Annotated in this window: 16 protein-coding genes and 1 pseudogene; 7 read left to right on the top strand and 10 right to left on the bottom strand. The window is 75.4% G+C overall.

What is annotated here, in order from left to right:
* Positions 1-45: 45 nt before the first annotated feature.
* Entirely contained in the window at positions 46-492 is a 447-nt protein-coding gene (locus HCK00_RS22775) for an ATP-binding protein (protein ID WP_168103891.1), read from the bottom strand.
* A gap of 152 nt (positions 493-644) precedes the next feature.
* Here HCK00_RS22775 and HCK00_RS22770 point away from each other — a divergent pair, with 152 nt between their 5' ends.
* The 4 genes from HCK00_RS22770 (at position 645) to HCK00_RS22755 (ending at position 4,425) form a co-directional block, all read left to right on the top strand.
* Complete coding sequence (locus tag HCK00_RS22770) at positions 645-1,613, top strand: helix-turn-helix domain-containing protein (protein WP_168103890.1); 969 nt, start codon at positions 645-647, stop codon at positions 1,611-1,613.
* Positions 1,610-1,804, top strand: coding sequence for a DUF397 domain-containing protein (locus HCK00_RS22765; RefSeq protein ID WP_168103889.1), 195 nt, complete (start codon positions 1,610-1,612; stop codon positions 1,802-1,804). The genes HCK00_RS22770 and HCK00_RS22765 overlap by 4 nt, the downstream gene beginning before the upstream one ends.
* Positions 1,805-1,817: 13 nt before the next feature.
* Entirely contained in the window at positions 1,818-2,027 is a 210-nt protein-coding gene (locus HCK00_RS22760; protein WP_168103888.1) for a DUF397 domain-containing protein, read from the top strand.
* Positions 2,028-2,220: 193 nt separating this feature from the next.
* Positions 2,221-4,425, top strand: coding sequence for a sensor histidine kinase (locus tag HCK00_RS22755; protein WP_168103887.1), 2,205 nt, complete (start codon positions 2,221-2,223; stop codon positions 4,423-4,425).
* 185 nt (positions 4,426-4,610) lie between these two features.
* On the opposite strand, the gene HCK00_RS22750 is transcribed toward HCK00_RS22755, so the two are convergent.
* Positions 4,611-6,461 (bottom strand): alpha/beta hydrolase, encoded by a 1,851-nt coding sequence (locus HCK00_RS22750; protein ID WP_168103886.1) that lies wholly within the window; start codon positions 6,459-6,461, stop codon positions 4,611-4,613.
* 440 nt (positions 6,462-6,901) lie between these two features.
* Here HCK00_RS22750 and HCK00_RS22745 point away from each other — a divergent pair, with 440 nt between their 5' ends.
* Together HCK00_RS22745 and HCK00_RS22740 are read left to right on the top strand one after the other, a co-directional pair.
* A complete protein-coding gene (locus tag HCK00_RS22745; RefSeq protein ID WP_168103885.1) occupies positions 6,902-7,264 on the top strand; it encodes a DUF805 domain-containing protein in 363 nt (120 codons plus the stop codon).
* A 123-nt stretch (positions 7,265-7,387) separates the two neighbouring features.
* Positions 7,388-8,110, top strand: a complete 723-nt coding sequence (locus tag HCK00_RS22740) for a response regulator (protein ID WP_311765437.1) — start codon at positions 7,388-7,390, stop codon at positions 8,108-8,110.
* Positions 8,111-8,142: 32 nt separating this feature from the next.
* Here the strand turns inward: HCK00_RS22740 and HCK00_RS28850 are convergent, their stop codons facing one another.
* The 4 genes and pseudogenes from HCK00_RS28850 to HCK00_RS27915 all read right to left on the bottom strand — a co-directional run bounded on the left by HCK00_RS28850 (position 8,143) and on the right by HCK00_RS27915 (position 14,380).
* Complete coding sequence (locus tag HCK00_RS28850) at positions 8,143-8,748, bottom strand: LutC/YkgG family protein (protein WP_446459020.1); 606 nt, start codon at positions 8,746-8,748, stop codon at positions 8,143-8,145.
* A 604-nt stretch (positions 8,749-9,352) separates the two neighbouring features.
* The gene (locus HCK00_RS22725) at positions 9,353-11,140 is read right to left on the bottom strand and encodes a lactate utilization protein B (RefSeq protein ID WP_240966006.1); all 1,788 of its coding nucleotides are present in this window, start codon (positions 11,138-11,140) and stop codon (positions 9,353-9,355) included.
* Positions 11,141-11,469: 329 nt separating this feature from the next.
* Positions 11,470-12,201 (bottom strand): annotated as a pseudogene (locus HCK00_RS22720) ((Fe-S)-binding protein); the annotation flags it as partial.
* Between the two features lie 166 nt (positions 12,202-12,367).
* Positions 12,368-14,380 carry an L-lactate permease gene (locus HCK00_RS27915; protein WP_168103883.1) on the bottom strand — a complete coding sequence of 671 codons (2,013 nt, stop codon included), beginning with the start codon at positions 14,378-14,380 and terminating at the stop codon, positions 12,368-12,370.
* 460 nt (positions 14,381-14,840) lie between these two features.
* Between HCK00_RS27915 and HCK00_RS22710 the strand changes: the two genes are divergently transcribed.
* Positions 14,841-15,698 (top strand): FadR/GntR family transcriptional regulator, encoded by an 858-nt coding sequence (locus tag HCK00_RS22710; protein ID WP_168103882.1) that lies wholly within the window; start codon positions 14,841-14,843, stop codon positions 15,696-15,698.
* A 224-nt stretch (positions 15,699-15,922) separates the two neighbouring features.
* Here the strand turns inward: HCK00_RS22710 and HCK00_RS22705 are convergent, their stop codons facing one another.
* The 4 genes from HCK00_RS22705 to tsaB all read right to left on the bottom strand — a co-directional run bounded on the left by HCK00_RS22705 (position 15,923) and on the right by tsaB (position 18,875).
* Positions 15,923-16,183: a hypothetical protein gene (locus HCK00_RS22705; RefSeq protein ID WP_168103881.1), complete on the bottom strand. Its 261-nt coding sequence runs from the start codon at positions 16,181-16,183 to the stop codon at positions 15,923-15,925.
* Entirely contained in the window at positions 16,180-17,349 is a 1,170-nt protein-coding gene (gene tsaD / locus HCK00_RS22700; RefSeq protein WP_168103880.1) for a tRNA (adenosine(37)-N6)-threonylcarbamoyltransferase complex transferase subunit TsaD, read from the bottom strand. Before tsaD ends, HCK00_RS22705 begins: the two co-directional genes overlap by 4 nt.
* A complete protein-coding gene (gene rimI / locus HCK00_RS22695) occupies positions 17,342-18,088 on the bottom strand; it encodes a ribosomal protein S18-alanine N-acetyltransferase (RefSeq protein WP_206320766.1) in 747 nt (248 codons plus the stop codon). The genes tsaD and rimI overlap by 8 nt, the downstream gene beginning before the upstream one ends.
* Positions 18,089-18,188: 100 nt before the next feature.
* Positions 18,189-18,875 (bottom strand): tRNA (adenosine(37)-N6)-threonylcarbamoyltransferase complex dimerization subunit type 1 TsaB, encoded by a 687-nt coding sequence (gene tsaB, locus HCK00_RS22690; RefSeq protein ID WP_168103879.1) that lies wholly within the window; start codon positions 18,873-18,875, stop codon positions 18,189-18,191.
* Between the last annotated feature and the right edge of the window lie 158 nt (positions 18,876-19,033).

Raw genomic sequence — 19,033 nt, 5'->3', positions numbered from 1 at the left:
AAACGGCCGGACCCGGCGGGCCGGGGTGCCGCCGCCGGGCGGACGTCAGCCCGGGAGGTCCAGTTCGACGCGGACGGTCTTGCCGGGGCCGCGACGGTCCAGGACGGACCAGCGGTCCGCGACCGCGGCCACGAGCAGCAGGCCCCGGCCGCTCTCCGCGTCCGGGCCGGGGGCGGGCGCGGCGCCGGGCGCGGGCGGGCGGCGCTCGCCCCGGGCGTCGGAGACCTCGATCACCAGCGTGGCCGCGCACAGCCCGGCCCGCAGCTCGAACAGGCGGCCGGGGACGAGCCCGTGGGTCACGGCGTTCGCCCCCAGCTCGGCCACGACGAGCGCGGCGGCGTCGGAGCGTTCCGATCCGCGGGGGATCCCCCAGGCGTCGAGCAGACGCGTGAGGTGGCGGCGGGCGAGCCGGACGCCACGCGGGGTCGCGTCGAACCGCCGCGTGAACGTACGTACGGTGACGGGCGCGTCGTGAGGTGAAGGTGCGGTCATGACGACCACCGTGGCGGCCTGCGGCTCTCCCCCTCCAGCACAGCGACTCGTACGCTCCGTCAGCGTACGACCACGTTCGGTGGACGTCCCGGATAACCGTACGTAAGCATGGGCCGGTTCGAGAACGGCGCGCGCGGAGGGGGCGATCGCTGATGACGGCGGTCACATCGGAACACCCGGAAGGCCGGGACGGCGGGGACGGCGGGGCAGGTTCGGGCGGCGGGGACGGCCGGGAGGCCGGGACCGGCAGCAGCCGGGCTGGAGCCGCACCGGGATCGGGATCGGGGCCGGAGTGCGCCGTCGGGAAGGCGAGCGAGCCCGAACCGACCGAGAGCCTGCGCACTTTCGGTGCCGTGGTCAAGGCGTTCCGGGCCCGCGCCAGGCTGACGCAGGAGCAGTTCGCGCCGCTGGTGCGGTACTCCGTCCAGACGGTCGCCTCCATCGAGCAGGGCCGCCGCTTCCCGCCGGAGGACTTCGTGGAGCGGGCGGAGGACGTCCTGGACGGCTTCGGGGCGCTGCGCGGCGCCGCGAAACACCTGACGCGAAAGGCGGGACTGGCCACCTGGTTCCGGCAGTGGGCGGACATCGAGAAGGACGCGATCAGCCTCAACGCCTACGAATGCCGGGTGGTACCGGGACTGTTGCAGACGGAGGCGTACGCGCGGGCCGTCTTCCGCAGCGCACCGCCGCACCTGTCCGACGAACGGATCAATCACTTCGTGGCGCGACGCCTGGCCAGACAGAAGCTACTCCACCGTCAACCGTCCGCCGCCGTCAGCTTCGTCATCGAGCAAGCCGTTCTGGAGCGACCGACCGGCGGAGTCGGGGTGATGCGGGAGCAGTTCGACAGACTGATCGACGACGCCGGGCTCCACTCCGTGAACATCCAGATCATGCCCTTGCGGCAGGAGCCTCACGCGGGGCTCTCCGGGTCGATGCGGCTGGCGGAAAGCCCTCAGCACACATGGGTCGGCTACTTCGAAGGCCCGCGCGGCAGTCTGCTCGTCACCGATCCCGAGAACGTCAGCGTATTGTCGATGCGGTACAGCTTGCTGCGAACACAGGCTCTCACCCCGGAAGACTCCGTCAATCTGTTGAAGCAGATGCGAGGTGCGCTATGAAGAGCGGCACGGAACTGGCTTGGATCAAGAGCAGCCACAGCGGACCCGAAGGCGACGACTGCGTAGAGGTCGCCACAAGCCCCGGCACCGTCCATGTGCGGGACTCCAAAGACACCTCCCGGCCCCCGCTCAACCTGTCCAAGGGCGCCTGGTCAACGTTCATCACTGACTCCGTAAGTCGGTCCAGGTAAAGCGAGGTGCGCTATGAGCGGCCCAGAACTGGCTTGGATCAAGAGCAGCTACAGCGGTGGTGACGGCGACGACTGCGTAGAAGTCGCCACAAGCCCCGGCAGCGTCCATGTGCGGGACTCCAAGGACACCTCCCGGCCCCCGCTCAGCCTGTCCTCGGACTCCTGGGCCACGTTCGTCTCTTCCCGGACGGGCGACCGGGCTGACGACCGGGCCCGGGGGTAAGCGGCAAGGAAAGGGCCGGCGGCGCCGAAAGGCTCCGCCGGCCCGTCGGGGGTGATCAACTCCGCCCCCGTTGCTTCGAGTTCGGTAATCTCCGGGTTTGCACGCAGGGACACCTCCGCCTTCCAGGCCGGTTCCGGCCCCCGGCGGGCCCGGTTCGGGGCGTGTGACCAGCCGACCCCGTGAGGACCCGACCGTGCCCCTGTCCATCCGGGCCGTCCAGCGCCCGTTCGCCCTCCCCGCCGAGCTCTGGCGGCGGGTGGTCCACGCGCCGGGGTGGGTGGTGGCGGGCGAGTGCGCGCTGGCGCTCGCCGTCGCCGCGCTGATCGTCGCCGCGGACAGGGAGCTGACCGATCCCCTCGAAGCGGCGTGGCGGGTGGCCGTGGTGGCTCTGCTCCTGCCACTGCGCCGGGTGTTCCCCGCCTCGCTGCTGTTCACCGGCGGAGCGCTGCTCGGCCTCGGCCTCCTGACGCTGGCCGCGCCGGTGCTGGCGTACGGCACGGTGCGCCGGATCACCGCCGCCGGGCCGCGCTCCCGGTGGCGTACGCCCCTGGTGCTCGTCCCGGCGGCGGCGGTGGCCACGGCGCTTCTCTCCCTGTCCATGGCGGTGTGGCGGGGAGTTCCCGTCACCGGGGCGGCCCTCCTCCAGCCGGTGGCGGCGGTCCTCCTGTTCCTGGTGGCGCCCGCCGTGGGCGGGGTGCTGGTGGGGCAGCGGCAGCGGCTGCTGCGGACGCTGCGGGAGCGCAACAGCCATCTGGAACGCGCGCACCACCTGGCGCAGGTCCGCAGCAGGCTGGAGGAGCGCGCCAGGATCGCCCAGGAGATGCACGACCTGCTGGGGCACCGGCTCACCCTGATCTCGCTCTACGCCGGGGGTCTGGAACTCACGGCGGCCGACAAGGTGCCGGAGCTCAAGGACGAACTCGGCCTCATCGCCTCGACGGCCCGCACCGCGATGGGCGAACTCCGCGAGGTCCTGGGGGTCCTGCGGACCACCGAGGAAGACCGGAACGGTGGTGACGGCGGTGACCGGGTCTTCCCGGACGGGACCGGAGGGGACGGAACCGGGGCCAACGGAGGGGGAAGCGGTGCCGAGGCGGAGCGGATCGGCACCCGGGAGGACATCGAGGAACTGGTGTCCGCCTCGCGGCGGGCCGGTCTGCCGGTGGAACTGCGCTGGACGGACCACGCCGAAGACCCCGAAGACGCCGAAGACACCACATACGCAGTGGACGCAGTGGGCGCGGTGGGCCCGCCCGCCCCGGTGGTGCGCCGGGCGGTGCACCGGGTGGTGCGGGAGTCGCTGACCAACGTCCACAAGCACGCGTCCACCGCGCCCCGCGTCGAGGTCGCGGTGGGCCTCGGGCCGGAGGCGGTCCGGGTGGCGGTGCGCAACGCCCCCGCCGGTGACGGGCCGCCGGCCGGGATGGTGCCGGGGACGGGCAGCGGCCTGGTGGGGCTGGAGGAACGCCTCCGGCTGCTCGGCGGCACCCTCGGCCACGGACCGCGACCGGGCGGCGGGTTCGCGGTCGAGGCGCGCATTCCGCTGCGGCACGGCGGGGAGCCGGAAGGGCCGGGCGGGGGAACGCCGTCCGGGGGCGGCACGTCACCCGGTGGCGGCCCACGCGCCGGCGCGAACGGCGGCCTGGGCCCGGTGGCGTCACCGGGCCCCGTGGCACCGACGGACGGGGAGCCGCCAGGCGACGGGACGCCGCCAGACGACGGAGTGCCGCCAGGCGAGGGGACGCCGCCGGACGACGGGGCGGGAGGGCCGACGGGGCGGCAGGCCGTGGGCTCGGTGGGGTGGGAGCCCGTGAGGCCGGTCGCGCCGGTGGGACCGGTGGGGCGGATGCCCACCGGGCCCGGTGATCCGGGGGTTGCGGGCGTGGAAGCCGGTGGACGGGCGGGGACGGTGCCGGGTGCTCCGCGGGGCGCGGTCCCCCGCGGCCCGGAGGCCGCCTGGCCCGGCGATCCGGGGGCCGCGGCACCAGGCGGCCCGGCAGCCACTCCGGCCGGACGGGCCCCGGAGGAATCGGGCTGGTTCGAACGTCACCGGGTGGCCGCCGGCTGTCTTCTCGGGGTGGCCGTCGTCGTCGCCGGGCTGGTGGCCGCGGGGTTCTGGCTCCACTCGGTGGTCGGCGAGGTCCGGGGGAACGGCGACCGCTACGCCCGCGTCCACACCGGGATGACGCGGGCGGAGACCGAGCGGATCCTCGGGCCGGGCCCCGGCGACGAGGCCGAGCGGGAGTTGCGGGAGGACGAGCCGCCCCGGCCGGCCGGGGCGGATTGCCGGTACACGCTGGGCATGGACGGTGACGGTGCCGTCGCCTACCGCTTCTGCTTCGCGGACGGGCGGCTCGTCGAGAAGCGCTCCTACCCGGCGCAGGCGGGCGCGGGCTGAGCCCCGGGCCCGCGGGCGGTACGTCTCCTCTCCTCCGGTGTGATCCACCGGACCGGCACCGGCCCCGAGGGGCGGCGAGCCCCGGACGGCGACCGGCCCCGAGGGGCGGCGAGCCCCGGACGGCGACCGGTCCCGTGTCCGCCTGGGGCAAGGCGGACACGGAACCGGGGAGGGGTGGGCCGCACTCAGGGAGTGAAGCGGTTCACCTCACTCACCTGCTCCTGCGCGGCGCGCCGGAGGGCCTCGGCGGCGGGGTCGGCGTCGTCCGTCCGCCGCTGCTGGGCGCCGGAGGGCTTGCCGGTGACGGGCCCGTCGACCGGGTACACCTCCGTCTCACCCGGGAGCGGGAGGCCGGCGCAGGTCGCGCGGTCGGGGCGGTCGCCGTCCAGCAGGAAGCCGTCGACCAGCGTGTCCACGCAGGCGTTGCCGTCCAGGATGTACTGGCCGTGGAAGGTGGAGTCGTCCACCTCGACCAGCCCGGTGCCGGGGGCCCGGCGGAGGGCGCCGGCGGCCTGCTCGTAGCCGGTCTGCGGGTCGAACTCGCTCTGTACGACGAGCACGTTGCCGCGCACGGAGCGGGGCAGGTTCGGCAGCTTCTGGCGCGCCGTGTCCGGCCAGAACGCGCAGGGCTCACCGATCCCGTAGGCCCAGCCGAACATCGGGTACTTCGGGCCCTGCACCTCGCTGAGGAGGCGGTACCAGGCCGGGGAGCGGGTGGGCTGGTCACCGCAGGCCACGGCGAACCGGGTGCCCCCGATGTCGGTGAACTCGGGGTCCTCCGGCTCGGGCTCCGGCTCGGGCTCCGGGTCGGTCAGGGAGGCGGCCACCTTCTTCGCGGTCAGTTCCGCGGCGGGGGTGCCGAACTCGGCGCGGCTCCGCTCGTCCAGCAGCTTCCGCAGCTCCGGCGAGGCGGATGCGGCCGCACCGTTCGCGGACCCGCCGCCCTCCTCGCCGCCGCCCGCGAGTTCCTCGGCCCCGGCGACGAGCACCGCCGTGGCGAGGATCCACTGGAGCTCGTTGCCCATGCCGACGAAGATGCCGTCGTAGGAGTCGGCGGGCACCTCCATCGAGACGTAGTACGCGCGCACCTTCTCCCAGGTCTCCAGCGCCTCCTCGGGGGTTTCGCCCACCACCGGGAAGTTCCGCACCACCCAGGGCAGATACACCTGTTCGAGCTGGCGCTGGCCGATGCGCGGGAAGTCCTCGAACGCCGCCTGGAGCCGGCCCTGCCAGTTGACGCTGGAGTCCAGCACCACCCGGCCGGCCCGGTGCGGGAAGAGGGAGGCGTACTTGGCGCCGAGCCAGCTGCCGTAGGAGTAGCCGAGGTAGTCCAGCTTCCGCTCGCCCAGGAGACCGCGGATCAGATCCATGTCGTGGGCGGTCTGCCAGGTCGTCACATAGGGAGCCAGCTCGCGTGCGCTGCACGCCTTCGCGATGGCACGCGGGATCTTGAGGTGCTCCGCGATGCTCTCCCGCGAGCGGTCGCGGGCGTCGAGCATCGCCTCCTCCGGCGGGAGTTCGGCGTTCGGGACGGAGCACATGAGGTCCTGCGGGCCGGCGCCCAGCTGGCCGGTGCCCCGGGGGTCCATGCCGATCACGTCGTAGCGCTCGCCGAGTTCGGGCCGCAGCCCCGCGAGCAGACCGGCCAGCGAACTGCCCTGGCCGCCCGGTCCGCCGGGGTTCACCAGCAGTGAGCCCCGCCGCTCACCGGTGGCCTCGACCCGGCTGACGGCGACCTTCAGGTCCGCGCCCGCCCCGGGGTCGGACCAGTCACGCGGCACGGTGATCCGCGCGCACTCGGCGGTCCGTGCCCCTCCGGTGGCCTCGAACGGGCAGTCACCCCACTCGATCTTCTGGCCGGTGTAGGCCGCGAACCGGTCGCGGGGCTCCTCGGGAGTCGAGGCCGAGGCGGTGGCCGTGGCCGTCCCGGAGAGAGCCAGGGCGAGGACGGCCGCCAGCGCGCCCGCTCTCCGCCACCGTGTCCCACCCGGCCGGCCCCCCGCTCCGGCCGTCCGGGTCCTGCTCTTCGGCGTCATACGCGTGTGCTCCCCTCCGTCTGCTGTGGTCCCCCGTGAGCCTGCCGGGCGGGCGCCGGTCCCGCCATCCCCCGCAGGTACCGGGGTTCGTCAGTCCTGAGGACCACGGCACCCGCCCGAACAGGCCCTTCGGACAGGCGCGTTGGGCCGACCGATCCGCTCCCGGTCCCGGACCGGTGCCGGCCGTCCCCCGGATCGGCAGGCCGGGCGGCGCGCGGCGCGGCGCCGGATCCGGCGGACGTCGTCTCCCAGGAGCGGTGACGGGCCCCGGGCCCGGTCGGGAACCGTCCCGTGGCGGCCCTCCGGCCACCGGGACCGGGCCCGCCGGGCGTTCTGTCCGTCCGGCCAGCCGTTCTGGCCGGACGAGCAGTGAGGGGCCACCACCCGGGGGAAGACCAAGCTTCGTCCCCACACGATCCAAGGAAAGGACAACGAGAACGATGACCTGGTACCTGCTGGCGTTCCGGAAGTACGCGGTGTTCACGGGGCGCGCGCACCGCAAGGAGTTCTGGATGTTCTGGCTCGTCAGCTTCGCCGTCGGGGTGCTCCTCTACGTTCTCGAACGGGCCCTCTCCATCGACCCGGTGCTGACTGGGCTCTACCTCGCGGTGGTGTTCGTCCCCTCGCTGTCGGCCTCGGCCCGCCGGCTCCACGACACCGGGCGTTCCGGCTGGTGGCAGCTGATCAATCTGGTGCCCCTGGTCGGCGGCATCATCCTGACGGTGCTCCTCGCCCTGCGGGGCACGGAGGGTGAGAACGCCTACGGCCCGGCCCGGACGGCGGCGATACCGGCCGGCCGCTGACAGCAGGCGCGGGTGACCCACCGGGCAAGCCCGCCCCTCACGCGGGGCACCCGGCCCGTGAGGCCGGGCAGCCTCCGTCCACAGGCGCTCCGGGGGCCGGAGGGGCGGTGACATGATGCCCGGGTGAGGACGCCACGAACGCCCGAGAAGATCCGTGTCCTGATCGCGGACGACGAGACGCTGGTCCGGCGCGGCATCCGCCTGATCCTGTCGCAGGCGGACGATCTGGAGGTGGTGGCGGAGGCCGCGGACGGCGGCGAGGCCGTCGAACTGGCCCGGCACCACCGCGTCGACGTGGCCCTGCTCGACGTCCGCATGCCCGGGACGGACGGGATCGACGCGGCGGTCCGGCTGGCGTCCGTCTCGCCGCACACGGCCTGCCTGATGCTCACCACCTTCACCGAGGAGCGCTCGTTCTCCCGCGCGCTCTCCCACGGTGTGGCCGGGTTCCTGGTCAAGGACATCCCCCCGGCCGATCTGATCACCGCCGTCCGGGCCGCGTCCCGGGGGCACGCGGTCGCCTCCCCCCAGCTGACCCGGCGTCTCTTCGACCGCTACGTGGAGCACGAGAGGCCGCGCGCGGCGGCCCGCGAACGGGTCGCCCGGCTCGCCGAGCGCGAGCGCGCGGTGCTGGCCCACGTGGCGGAGGGGCTGGCCAACGCCGAGATCGCGGGTCTGCTGCACCTCAGCGAGGGCACGGTCAAGGCCACCGTCCGGCAGGTCCTCACCAAGCTGAGCTGTGACAACCGCGTCCAGGCCGCCGTGGTCGCGCACCAGGCGGGGCTGACGGCGGACCGGACGGCCGGAACGGCGGGGACGGCGAGGACGGCGGGGGAACACGCCTGACGGTAGGGGGTGGTGGCCCGGTGGCCCGCCGGTCAGCCGGCCACCACCAGCACCTCCAGGGTGCGGGGTCCGTGGACGCCTTCCACACGGGCGAGTTCGATGTCGCTGGTGGCCGAGGGCCCGGAGACGAAGGTCAGCGGGCGGGACGGATCCAGCCGGGCGAGCCCTTCGGGGACGGAGGCCACCACCTGGTCCGCGCGGATCACGCACAGGTGGTAGTCGGGGACGAGCGTCAGCGCGCGCCGGCCCTGCCCCGGCCCGCCGTCGAGGACGAGCGTGCCGGTGGCGGCGATGGCGGTGACCGCCGTGGTGACCACGCCGTCCACGGCGTCCAGCTCGGCCACGGAGAGCGGGGGTTCACCGTCCGGCAGCAGCCGGGGGCCCGGCCCCGGATGCCGGCCCGCGCCCGGCCCCCCGTCGGCGGGTGACACCGGCCGCCAGCGCTCCGGGAAGCCGTCCGGCAGCACCACGCGGGACGCGCCGCGCGCGGCCAGGGCCGCCGCCACGGCGACCGACACCGCGCCGTCCGCGACGGTGCGCACCGTCGCCTTGTAGTCGACCAGACGGTCCGACAGCAGGGCGATCACCTCGGGCGAGCCGGGGGCCGCCGAGCCGCCCCGCGCGTACGCCCGCTCCACGGGGGCCGGGCCGGGTACGGGCGGCAGGCCGGGCTCGGCCGGGGCGCCGGCCGGGTCGGGGCCCGGCGCCGCGTCCACCGCCTCCGTCTCCCCCTCCGTCTCGGCCGCCTTCTCGGCCGCCTTCTCCGCCGCCTTCTCGGCCGAGGCGCCCGCCGGCTCCCCTGCCGCGCCGGTCTCGCGGGCGCCGGCTCCTCCGGGTCCGGCCAGGGACGGTTCCGGTGCCCGGCCCGAGGCGGGTGCGGGCGCCGGGGACCGCACCGGCGCCGGGCGCGGCACGTCGGACAGGGCGCGGCGGATCCGGCCGAGCACGGCCGCCCGCGCCTCGGCGTTGCGCCCGCCGCCGGACGCTCCGGACGCTCCGGAGGCGCGGGACGGACCGGAGGCACGGGACGGACCGGACGTGACCGGTGCGCCGGGCGCGTTCGGTGGGGGTTCCGGTGTCATGGGGACTCCCTGAGTCGACTGAGGTGCCGGGCCGCCCGGGAGCGACGGGAGGGCGCGCCGCCCGCCGGCGTGGGAGAGACGTGCCCGGTGGGGAACGGGGCAGACGGAGCCGGTTCGCCGCCGGACCGCACCGGCACGCGCCGCCGGCTGCCCGCCGTGGTCATCCGTGGGTCCTCTTCCACCAGGCGCGGAACGATTCGGCGGGGGGCGCGGGGGCGTCCCGGGCGTCGCTCCAGGCGGACATCGGGCCGGGGAGCCGGCCGATCTTCCCCGGTGGGGTGTGGCCCCGGCCCGCGAGCAGCCGGCCACCGAGGGAACCGAGCCGCTGGGCGGCGGCGAGCCGGCGGGCGTCGGACAGCACCCAGCGGGCGGCCCGCATCGCCAGCCGTTCGGACGCCGGGGCCCGCGAAGACGCCGTGGCACGCCCGGACTTCGCCCCCCGCCGGGAGATCACGCCCCGACGGGATGCCGCACCCCGCGCGGCGGACGGGCCGTCCCGCCGCCACGGCGCGCGCCGCTTGCCGCCGCTGCCGTCGCTGCCGCTGCCGCGATTCACGCCGCCGCTGCCGCCACCCTCGCCTTCCTCGCCGTGGCCGTCGCCGTCGCCGTGGCCGTGGCCGTGGCCGGTCACACCGTCCCCGCCACCGGCCGCCCCGGAGTCCGTTCCCTCCCCGGCCGCGCCGGTCCGGCCGGGGACGCCGGCGGTGGCCCCGTGGGCCCCGTCGGCCTCGCCGGTCCGGTTCTCCCCGTGGTCCGGCTCGGCACCGTCCCCCTCCACCACCTTGGCCCGCAGATGCACCAGCACCTCCGGAATGTTGATCTTGACGGGGCAGACCTCGTAGCAGGCCCCGCAGAGCGTCGACGCGTACGGCAGCGACCGTTCCGTCTCCGACCGCAGGCCACGGAGTTGCGGGCCGAGGATCGCCCCGATCGGGCCCGGGTAGACCGAGCCGTAGGCGTGGCCGCCGACCCGCTCGTAGACCGGGCAGACGTTCAGGCAGGCCGAGCAGCGGATGCAGGCGAGGGCCTGACGGCCGATGGTGTCGGCGAGGACGTCCGTCCGGCCGCCGTCGAGGAGCACCAGGTGGAAGGTGCGCGGTCCGTCGCCGTCGGTGGTGCCGGTCCAGGTGGAGGTGTAGGGGTTCATCCGCTCGCCGGTGGCGGAGCGGGGCAGGAGCTGGAGGAAGACCTCCAGGTCCTGCCAGGTCGGCACCACCTTCTCGATCCCGACGACGGAGATCAGCGTCTCGGGAAGGGTGAGGCACATCCGGCCGTTGCCCTCGGACTCCACCACCACGGCCGTCCCGGTCTCCGCGACGAGGAAGTTGGCGCCGGAGACGCCGACCTTGGCGCGGAGGAACTTCTCCCGCAGATGGAGCCGGGCGGCGGCGGCCAGTTCGGCCGGCTCGTCGGTGAGGCCGGGCGGCGCCGGGGTGCCGTACTCGCCCATGGTCCGCAGGAAGGTCTCGCGGATCTCGGACCGGTTGCGGTGGATGGCGGGGACGAGGATGTGCGAGGGGAGGTCGTCACCGAGCTGGACGATCAGCTCGGCGAGATCCGTCTCGTAGGCGGCGATCCCGGCGGCGGACAGCGCTTCGTTGAGCCCGATCTCCTGGGTGACCATGGACTTCACCTTGACGACCTCGCGCTCGCCGGTGGCGCGCACCAGTTCGGTGACGATGCGGTTCGCCTCGTCCCCGTCGCGCGCCCAGTGCACCTGGCCGCCGGCCGCCGTCACCCGCTCCTCCACCTGGAGGAGGTAGCGGTCGAGATGGCGCAGGGTGTGCTCCTTGAGGGCCCGTCCGGCCTCCCGCAGCTCCTCCCAGTCGTCCAGCTCGCCGACCACGGACGCGCGCTTGGCGCGGATGGTGGCGGTGGCGTGCGCGAGATTGCGGCGCAGCTGGGTGTCGCGGAGCGCCTCGGCGGCGCTCTCGGGGAAGGCCGGCATACCGACGAACGTCCTGCCGCTCACCGTTCCGCCTCCTTCCCGGCCTGCTCGGCCGGCTCCGCCTGCCGTGTCTGCTCCGCCTGCCCTGGCCGCCCTGGCCGCCCTGGCTGCCCTGGCCGCCCTGGCTGCCCTGGCTGCCCTGGCTGCTCGGCGCCGGGCGCGGGCGGACGGGCCGCCGCCGTTCGCCCGGTCGTGGTGGCCGACGCCGGTGCGGTCACCGCCGCCGTCGCGACCCCCGCCGCCCCGGCCGCGCCCGTCACGCGCGCCGCGCCTGCCGTTCCCGTGACGGGAACGGCGCCGGCCGTCGTGCCCGGTGCCGCCCCCGGGCCCGGCGCCGTCTCCGTGGCGGCCAGGATCTCCGCCAGATGCAGCGTGCGGACGCCCGTCCGCTGCCGGGAGAGCGCCCCGCCGATGTGCGCCAGGCAGGAGTTGTCGCCCGCGCAGAGCACCTCGGCGCCGGTGCTCCGCACCTGCCGCACCTTGTCGGAGCCCATGGCGACGGAGGTGTCGGCGTTCTTCAGCGCGAAGGTGCCGCCGAAGCCGCAGCACTGCCCCGCGTCGGGCAGTTCCACCAGGTCGATGCCGCGGACCGCGCGCAGCAGCCGGAGCGGCTTGTCCCCGACGCGCAGCATCCGCAGCGAGTGGCAGGTGGGGTGGTACGTCACCCGGTGCGGGAAGTACGCCCCGACATCGGTGACCCCGAGCACGTCCACCAGGAACTCGGAGAGCTCGTACACCGGAGGCGCCGCCGCGACCGCCGCCACCAGCCCCGGGTCGCCGGAGACCTCGGCGACCCGCCCGTGGTACTCCCGGACCATCCCGGCGCACGAGCCGGACGGGGCGACGACCGCGTCGTACCCCGCGAAGACCTCCGCGAAGGAGCGGACGAGGGGCACGCAGTCCCGCTGGTAACCGGTGTTGAAGTGCATCTGGCCACAGCAGGTCTGCGCCGCCGGGAACTCCACGGCGCAGCCCAGCCGCTCCAGCAGCGTCACCGTCGCCCGCCCGGTGTCCGGGAACAGGGTGTCGTTGAAACAGGTGATGAAGAGGGCGGTTCTCATGGCGTGTGCGGCTCCTCCCCGGAGGTCACGCCTCCGGCGGTTCCAACTCCCACGGCTCCCACGGTTCCTGCGGTTCCTGCGGTTCGAGCAGCTCCCACGGCCCTGACGGCTCACGGCCCCGGACGTGCCCCGGCCGGCGCGGCGGCGGTTCTCCCACCCGCGCCCGTCACGGCGGCATCCAGGCAAGCACGTTCGACTGCGCGAAGACCAGTACGCACAGCGCCAGCAGCAGCCCGGCGCTCCACTTGAGCACGGCGCGGAAGAGCAGCGCCTCCTTGCCGAGCAGACCGACGGCGGTGGCCGCGATGGTGAGATTCTGCGGGCTGATCATCTTGCCGACCACCCCGCCGGAGGTGTTGGCGGCGACGAGCAGCGTCGGGTCGAGGCCCGCCTTGGCCGCCGCCGTCTGCTGGAGCGTGGCGAAGAGGGCGTTGGCGGAGGTGTCGGAGCCCGTGACGGCGGTGCCCAGCCAGCCGAGGATCGGGGAGAGGAAGGCGAAGGCGGCGCCCGTCCCCGCGATCCAGGTGCCCATGGTGATGGTCTGCCCGGAGAAGTTGAGGACGTAGGCCAGCGCCAGCACGGTGGCGACGGTGAGCAGCGCCGGCCGCAGCTTGGCCACCGTGGCGCCGAACTCGCGGACGGCGGTGGCCGGCCCGATCCGGTAGACGGCGGCCACGGCCACACCGGCGATCAGCAGCAGCGAGCCGGGCGACGAAAGCCAGGGGAAGACGTAGACCGTGCCGCTCGTGACCTCGCCGGTGGCGTCGAGGATCCTGCCGTCCAGGCCCGGCCAGGGGATCTTCACGTCCGTGCCGGCGAGGAAGTCCTTCACCGAGGTCCAGAGCTTCGCGACGGAGAAGATCGCGATGATGATCAGGTAGGGCAGGAAGGCCATCATCAGGGTCCCCGGGCCGGAGGCGGGGGCCGGGGCGCCGGGCCCGGCTCCGGCGGGCGCGCCGGACGGGGCGCCGGTGGACGCATCGGCCAGGGCGCCGGAAGGCCCATCGGACGGGGCGCCGGTGGACGCATCGCCGGAGGTGGCCGCCACCGTCCCGGCCGGTCCGGGGCCCCCCGTCCCGGCGGCCGGGTCCCCCTCCGTTCGCGTTCCGCCGGAGCCGGCCGGTCCCCCGGGCGGCGGGGACGGCGGGGACGGCGCAGACGGCACGGGTGTCACGGACGGCCCGGACGGCGCCGGCCCCGCCGAGGCTCCGGAGCGCGCGGTCGCCGGGACGGAACCGGGGCCGGCCGAGGAACCGTTGCCGTCGTTGCCGTCGTTGCCGTCCGCCGGACCACCGGCTGCCGGTCCCCCGGCGCCGTCCCCGCCCTCGGCCGCCGCCAGCAGTGCGGCCTTCGCCTCGGCCCCGCCCCGCGGCTGCCAGAAGCGGAGGAAGACGACGAGCGCGGCGAGGGCGGCGAGCGCGGCGATGATGTCGGTGAGCTCGACGGAGATGTAGTTGGCGCTCGCGAACTGGGCGACGGCGAAGACGACGCCGCAGACCAGCGCGGCCGGCCAGGTCTGGCGGACGCCGCGCCGCCCGTCCACGATCAGCACCAGCAGCAGCGGGACGATCAGCGCCAGCAGCGGCGTCTGCCGGCCCACGTACGCGCCGATCTCCGTGTACGGGATGGAGGTGAGGGTGCCGGCCGTGATGATCGGGGTGGCGATGGCGCCGAACGCGACCGGCGCGGTGTTGGCCACCAGCACCGTGGCGGCGGCGCGGAGCGGTGAGAAGCCGAGGGCGATCAGCATCACCCCGGTGATCGCGACAGGCGCGCCGAAGCCGGCGAGCGCCTCCAGCAGCCCGCCGAAGCAGAAGGCGATGATCACGGCCTGCACCCGGGGGTCGTCGCTGATCAGCCCGAAGGCCCGGCGCAGATCCTCGAACCGGCCGCTGACGACGGTGAGCTGGTACAGCCAGATCGCGGCGAGCACGATCCACATGATGGGGAAGAGCCCGAACGCGGCTCCCTGGCCCGCGGAGAGCAGGGCGAGCCCGGGGTTCATCCCGTAGCCGAGGACGGCGACGGCGAGCGCGACGGCCAGCGAGACGAGGGCGGCCCGCGGGGCCGGCATCCGGAGACCGCCGAGCAGGACGAAGAGGGTGAGCAGGGGCAGGGCGGCCACCAGGGCGGAGAGCCCGAGGCTGTCGGCGACGGGGGAGAGATCGGGCTGGTGCATACGGTCCTGCCTTTGGGGTTTGGTCAGACCATACGGAGGGGCCGCGCACACGCTATGCAGACCGGGAAGAGGTGTCCAGAGATCCGACCGAGGCAATCGGGGCGCCCCGGCGCACACGGCCGCACCGGCCGCCGGCGAGCGACGGACCACGCGCCCGCACCGCCGGACCACCCACGCCGCCGCACCGCCCGCACCACCGCACCGCCCGCACCACCGCACCGCCCGCACCACCGCACCGCCCACACCGCCGCACCGCCCACACCGCCCGGTGGCCCGCTGACCCGGCCGCCGCCCCCGCCCCTCCGGCCACGGGTGCGTGCTCCGGTCCGCTCCCGTCCGGGCCCGCTTGCCCCCATCCGCTCACGTATGCTCACGGTGGACCCGGATTCATCTGCTCGCCGGTGGGCCCTCCCGGGCCTCCCCCGTTCCGACACCGGCCCCCGGAGGGGAAGAAGCAGCCATGGCTGAGGTGACGACGGCCTGGGAGCCCGTGCCGCGCTCCCGCACCTTCGAGCTCGTGCTCGCCCGGATCGAGGAGCAGATCCTCGCGGGCAACCTCCGCGTCGGCGACCGGCTGCCCCCGGAGCGGGAGCTGGTCGGCCTGCTCGGCGTCAGCCGCGCCGCCGTCCGCGAGGCGCTGCGGGTACTGGAGGCGCACGGCGTGCTGCGGCCCCGGGTGGGGACGGGGCCGGCCTCCGGCAGCGTCATCACGGCCATGCCGGGGGACGGGCTCACCCAGCTCGTCCGGCTCCACATGGCGCTGGCGAACTTCCCGCTGGACGACGTCGTGGAGTCCCGGGCCACGCTGGAGCGGGCGAGCGCCCGGCTCGCCGCCCGCCGCGCCACCGAGGACGACCTCGCCCGGATGGGCGCCGAGATCGCCGCCATGGCCGAGCCCGGCCTCCCCCGCGAACGCTTCAACGACCACGACGCCGCCTTCCATGTGGCGATCGCCGAGGCCGGCGGCAACCGGCTGATGACGGACATGACGGTGGCGGTGCGCAACGCCTGCCGGCCCACCCTGCTCCGGGCGTTCAACCGGATCGGCGACTGGCCCACGGTGGCGGCCCGGCTGAACCGGGAGCACACCGCCGTCCACGAGGCCATCGCCGCCGGCGACCAGCAGCGCGCCGGCGATCTGCTGGAGGACCACATCCGCGGCTTCCACCACGACTTCATGCGGAAGTCCCTGGAACCGGGCGGTGTCTCCGGCACCCCAGGCGCCCCAGGCACCCCAGGCGCCACCGATGTATCAGGCGTTTCCGGTGCCGCAGCCGGCGGTGGGCACGGCGTCCGCACGGGCCCGGCCCTGCGCTGAGCGCCCCGCCGCGAGCCGAACGGGCCCCGGGCACGAGCCCGAGCTCCGGGCCGGGCGTGATCCGCCCGGGCTCACGCGACGCGCACCGGAGCCGTCCGAACGTTCACCGGAGCGGGCGGGACGAGCCGGAGGAATCCGGCTCCACGGCGCGCGCCCGCCGGGCCGGGCGGACGAGGACGGCGCGGTGCCCGGCCGCGTCCCGGCGGGGCCGGTCGGCCACCGCCTCAGCGCACCTCGCGGGAGGTGAAGCGCCAGCGGTGGACCGGGCGGCCCAGCAACTCCGGCGGCGGTGCCGGGAGTTCGGGTAGCGCCTCGGCCTCGGTGGGCACCTCCCACCAGGTGATCGCCAGCACCCGGCCGCCCTCGGCGGACAGGATCTCGTACCGCAGCGGCTCGCCGACGACGGGCTGCTCACGCACCCAGGCCAGCAGTTCCCCGCCCCGGCCCTCGGCGGCCCGGGCCTCCCACATCTGCGCGATGATCATGAGTAGAGGTTCCCCTGACTCAGCTCGTGGACGTGGTCATGACCGTGCGCGTGTTCCCCGCCGTGTGCGTTACCGTGCCCGTGGGCGCCGGCCCCGGCGGCACCCGACACCGGCGCGCCCGGCTCCGCCGGCACATGCGGCTCCGTCACCGGCAGGGACGAGTCCGCGGAGAGGTCCCAGGCGGAGGCCGCGCGGCCCCGGGCCACCATCTCCGCGCCGAGGGCGGCGACCATCGCGCCGTTGTCCGTGCAGAGCTTCGGGCGCGGGACGCGCAGCGTGATGCCCGCGTCCTCACAGCGCCGCTCCGCCAGGGCGCGCAGCCGGGAGTTGGCCGCCACACCGCCGCCGATCATGAGGTGGTCCACGCCGTTCTCGCGGCAGGCGCGGACGGCCTTGCGGGTGAGGACGTCCACCACCGCCTCCTGGAAGGACGCCGAGACGTCCGCCACCGGCACCTCCTCACCGGCTTTGCGCTTCGCCTCGATCCAGCGGGCGACGGCCGTCTTCAGCCCGGAGAAGGAGAAGTCGTACGGCGCGTCGCGCGGACCGGTCAGCCCGCGCGGGAAGGCAATGGCGTCCGGGTCCCCGTCCCGGGCGACGCGGTCGATGACGGGGCCACCGGGGAAACCGAGGTTCAGCACCCGCGCGACCTTGTCGAACGCCTCGCCGGCCGCGTCGTCGATGGTGGCGCCGAGCGGCCGGACGTCGCTGGTGATGTCCGGGGCCAGCAGCAGCGAGGAGTGGCCGCCGGAGACGAGGAGCGCCATGGTCGGCTCGGGCAGCGGGCCGTGTTCGAGCTGGTCCACGGCGATGTGCGAGGCGAGATGGTTGACGCCGTAGAGCGGCTTGCCGAGCGCGTAGGCGTACGCCTTCGCCGCCGAGACGCCCACCAGCAGGGCCCCCGAGAGACCGGGCCCGGCGGTGACGGCGATCCCGTCCAGGTCGCCGGGCGCCACCCCGGCCTCCTTCAGCGCCCGCCGGACGGTCGGCACCATCGCCTCCAGGTGGGCGCGGCTGGCCACCTCGGGCACGACGCCGCCGAAACGGGCGTGCTCGTCGACGCTGGAGGCGACGGCGTCGGCGAGGAGGGTGTGGCCCCGGACCACGCCGACACCGGTCTCGTCGCAGGAGGTCTCGATACCGAGGACCAGGGGCTCGTCAGCCATGGATGATCGTTCCCTGTTCAGGTTCGCCGGGTTCACCGGGCACGCCGGATGCGCCGGTCTGATCGGATGGGTGCGGCCCCGCCGGGGGCGACGGGTGCGCGGGGCCGGCCGGAGCGGCGGGCGCGCCGGCGGGGTTCAGGTCCCGGGCCGGGTCGGCGGCCGGACCGGGCTCGGTACGCCGCATCACCAGGGCGTCCACGTTGCCCGGCTGGTAGTAGCCGCGCCGGATGCCGACCGGCTGGAAGCCGAAGCGCTCGTAGAGGCGCTGGGCACGGGTGTTGTCGACCCGCACCTCCAGCATCACCTCCTCGCACTCGAACGCGGTCGCCGCGGCGAGCAGTTCGGCCAGCAGCCGGGCGCCGAGGCCGGTGCCCTGGTGGGAGCGGGTGACGGCGATGGTCTGGACGTCACCGGTGGCCCCGGCCACCGCGAGTCCGCCGTAACCGACGAGACGGGCGCGGCGGGGATCGCCGGGCGCGGCGGGGGTTCCCTCCACTGCGGGGCCCGCGGCTGCGGGGTCTTCGGTGGTGGGGCCCTCGGTGGTGGGGGCCTCCGCTGCGGGACTCCCGCCGGCGGGAGGCTCCCCGGCCGGGGGCTCCTCCGCCACGACGTAGCGGCGGGAGGCGTGAAGACCCCGGGCGTGGGCCAGTTCCGACCAGAACATGCCCTCGGTCCAGGCGTCCTCCGGGAACATGGCGCGCTCCAGCTCCAGCACGGCGGGAATGTCCCACCAGCGCATCTCCCGCAGCACGACGGGAGCGCCGGGCGGTGGGGCGGTGGCGCCGGACACCGCCGTGCCGCCGGCCGAGCCGCCGGTCCTCGTGTTCCTCACCGGGGCCTCACCGGGGCGTGACCACCTTGTAGTGGGCGGGCACCTGGGCGTCGGGCCGGCGCAGATAGAGCGGGCGGACCGGCTCCCCGGCGCCCGCCAGGAACGCCTCGTCCCCGGCGGCCAGCTTCTCGGCGGCGAGCGCGGCCAGCGCCCCGGCCGACTGGTGCTCGGGCATGCCCTCCGGCACCTCGCGGAAGACGTCCCGGTAGAGCAGCGCGCCGGCGCCGACCGCGGGCGTCCCCGCGACGCGCTCCGCGATGTCGGCGGGGCGGTCCACCGCCGGCTCGCCCACCCGGGTCCGCGGGTCGGTGTAGCGGGCCCAGTAGACCTCCTTGCGGCGCGCGTCGGTGGCCACGGTGAAGGGCCCCGCGAGCCCGGCCCGCCCGGCGGCGTGGGCGAGGCCGTCGAGGCTGCACACCCCGTACACCGGCGCCCCGGTCACGGCGCCGAAGGCCGCGGCCGTGACGAGCCCGACCCGCAGCCCCGTATAGGGGCCCGGCCCCTGGCCGACGACGATGCCGGTCACCGCGGACAGCTCCGTCCCGGCCTCCCGGAAGACCCGGTCGACGGCGGGCATCAGCAGTTCCCCGTGGCGCCGGGCGTCCACCCGGGAGAACTCGGCGAGGACGCGCTCGCCGTCGTGGAGGGCGACGGTCACGGCGGGGGTCGCGGTGTCAAGAGCGAGCAACAGCACGCCTACAGCCTACGGCGCCCCGCGCGGCACCCGGCCCGGCGCTGGGCCCAGGGCCGGGCGGGGCGGCGCGGGGACGGGCGGCGGGGCCGGGACGGGACGGCCGGGGAACGCCCGGGCGGCGGGACGGCGCGGGATGCCGAAGGACCGCGAACAGCCGT

The organism is Streptomyces zingiberis (assembly GCF_012034935.1).
In the GTDB taxonomy this organism is placed as follows: domain Bacteria; phylum Actinomycetota; class Actinomycetes; order Streptomycetales; family Streptomycetaceae; genus Streptomyces; species Streptomyces zingiberis.
This window is presented reverse-complemented; position numbering and strand designations above follow the sequence as displayed.

What these genes read in the sequence shown, in the direction of transcription:
- HCK00_RS22775 (WP_168103891.1), bottom strand. Translation starts at nt 492, where the DNA reads ATGACCGCACCTTCACCTCACGACGCGCCCGTCACCGTACGTACGTTC.
- HCK00_RS22770 (WP_168103890.1), top strand. Translation starts at nt 645, where the DNA reads ATGACGGCGGTCACATCGGAACACCCGGAAGGCCGGGACGGCGGGGAC.
- HCK00_RS22765 (WP_168103889.1), top strand. Translation starts at nt 1,610, where the DNA reads ATGAAGAGCGGCACGGAACTGGCTTGGATCAAGAGCAGCCACAGCGGA.
- HCK00_RS22760 (WP_168103888.1), top strand. Translation starts at nt 1,818, where the DNA reads ATGAGCGGCCCAGAACTGGCTTGGATCAAGAGCAGCTACAGCGGTGGT.
- HCK00_RS22750 (WP_168103886.1), bottom strand. Translation starts at nt 6,461, where the DNA reads ATGACGCCGAAGAGCAGGACCCGGACGGCCGGAGCGGGGGGCCGGCCG.
- HCK00_RS22745 (WP_168103885.1), top strand. Translation starts at nt 6,902, where the DNA reads ATGACCTGGTACCTGCTGGCGTTCCGGAAGTACGCGGTGTTCACGGGG.
- HCK00_RS22725 (WP_240966006.1), bottom strand. Translation starts at nt 11,140, where the DNA reads ATGCCGGCCTTCCCCGAGAGCGCCGCCGAGGCGCTCCGCGACACCCAG.
- HCK00_RS27915 (WP_168103883.1), bottom strand. Translation starts at nt 14,380, where the DNA reads ATGCACCAGCCCGATCTCTCCCCCGTCGCCGACAGCCTCGGGCTCTCC.
- HCK00_RS22710 (WP_168103882.1), top strand. Translation starts at nt 14,841, where the DNA reads ATGGCTGAGGTGACGACGGCCTGGGAGCCCGTGCCGCGCTCCCGCACC.
- HCK00_RS22705 (WP_168103881.1), bottom strand. Translation starts at nt 16,183, where the DNA reads ATGATCATCGCGCAGATGTGGGAGGCCCGGGCCGCCGAGGGCCGGGGC.
- tsaD (WP_168103880.1), bottom strand. Translation starts at nt 17,349, where the DNA reads ATGGCTGACGAGCCCCTGGTCCTCGGTATCGAGACCTCCTGCGACGAG.
- rimI (WP_206320766.1), bottom strand. Translation starts at nt 18,088, where the DNA reads ATGCGCTGGTGGGACATTCCCGCCGTGCTGGAGCTGGAGCGCGCCATG.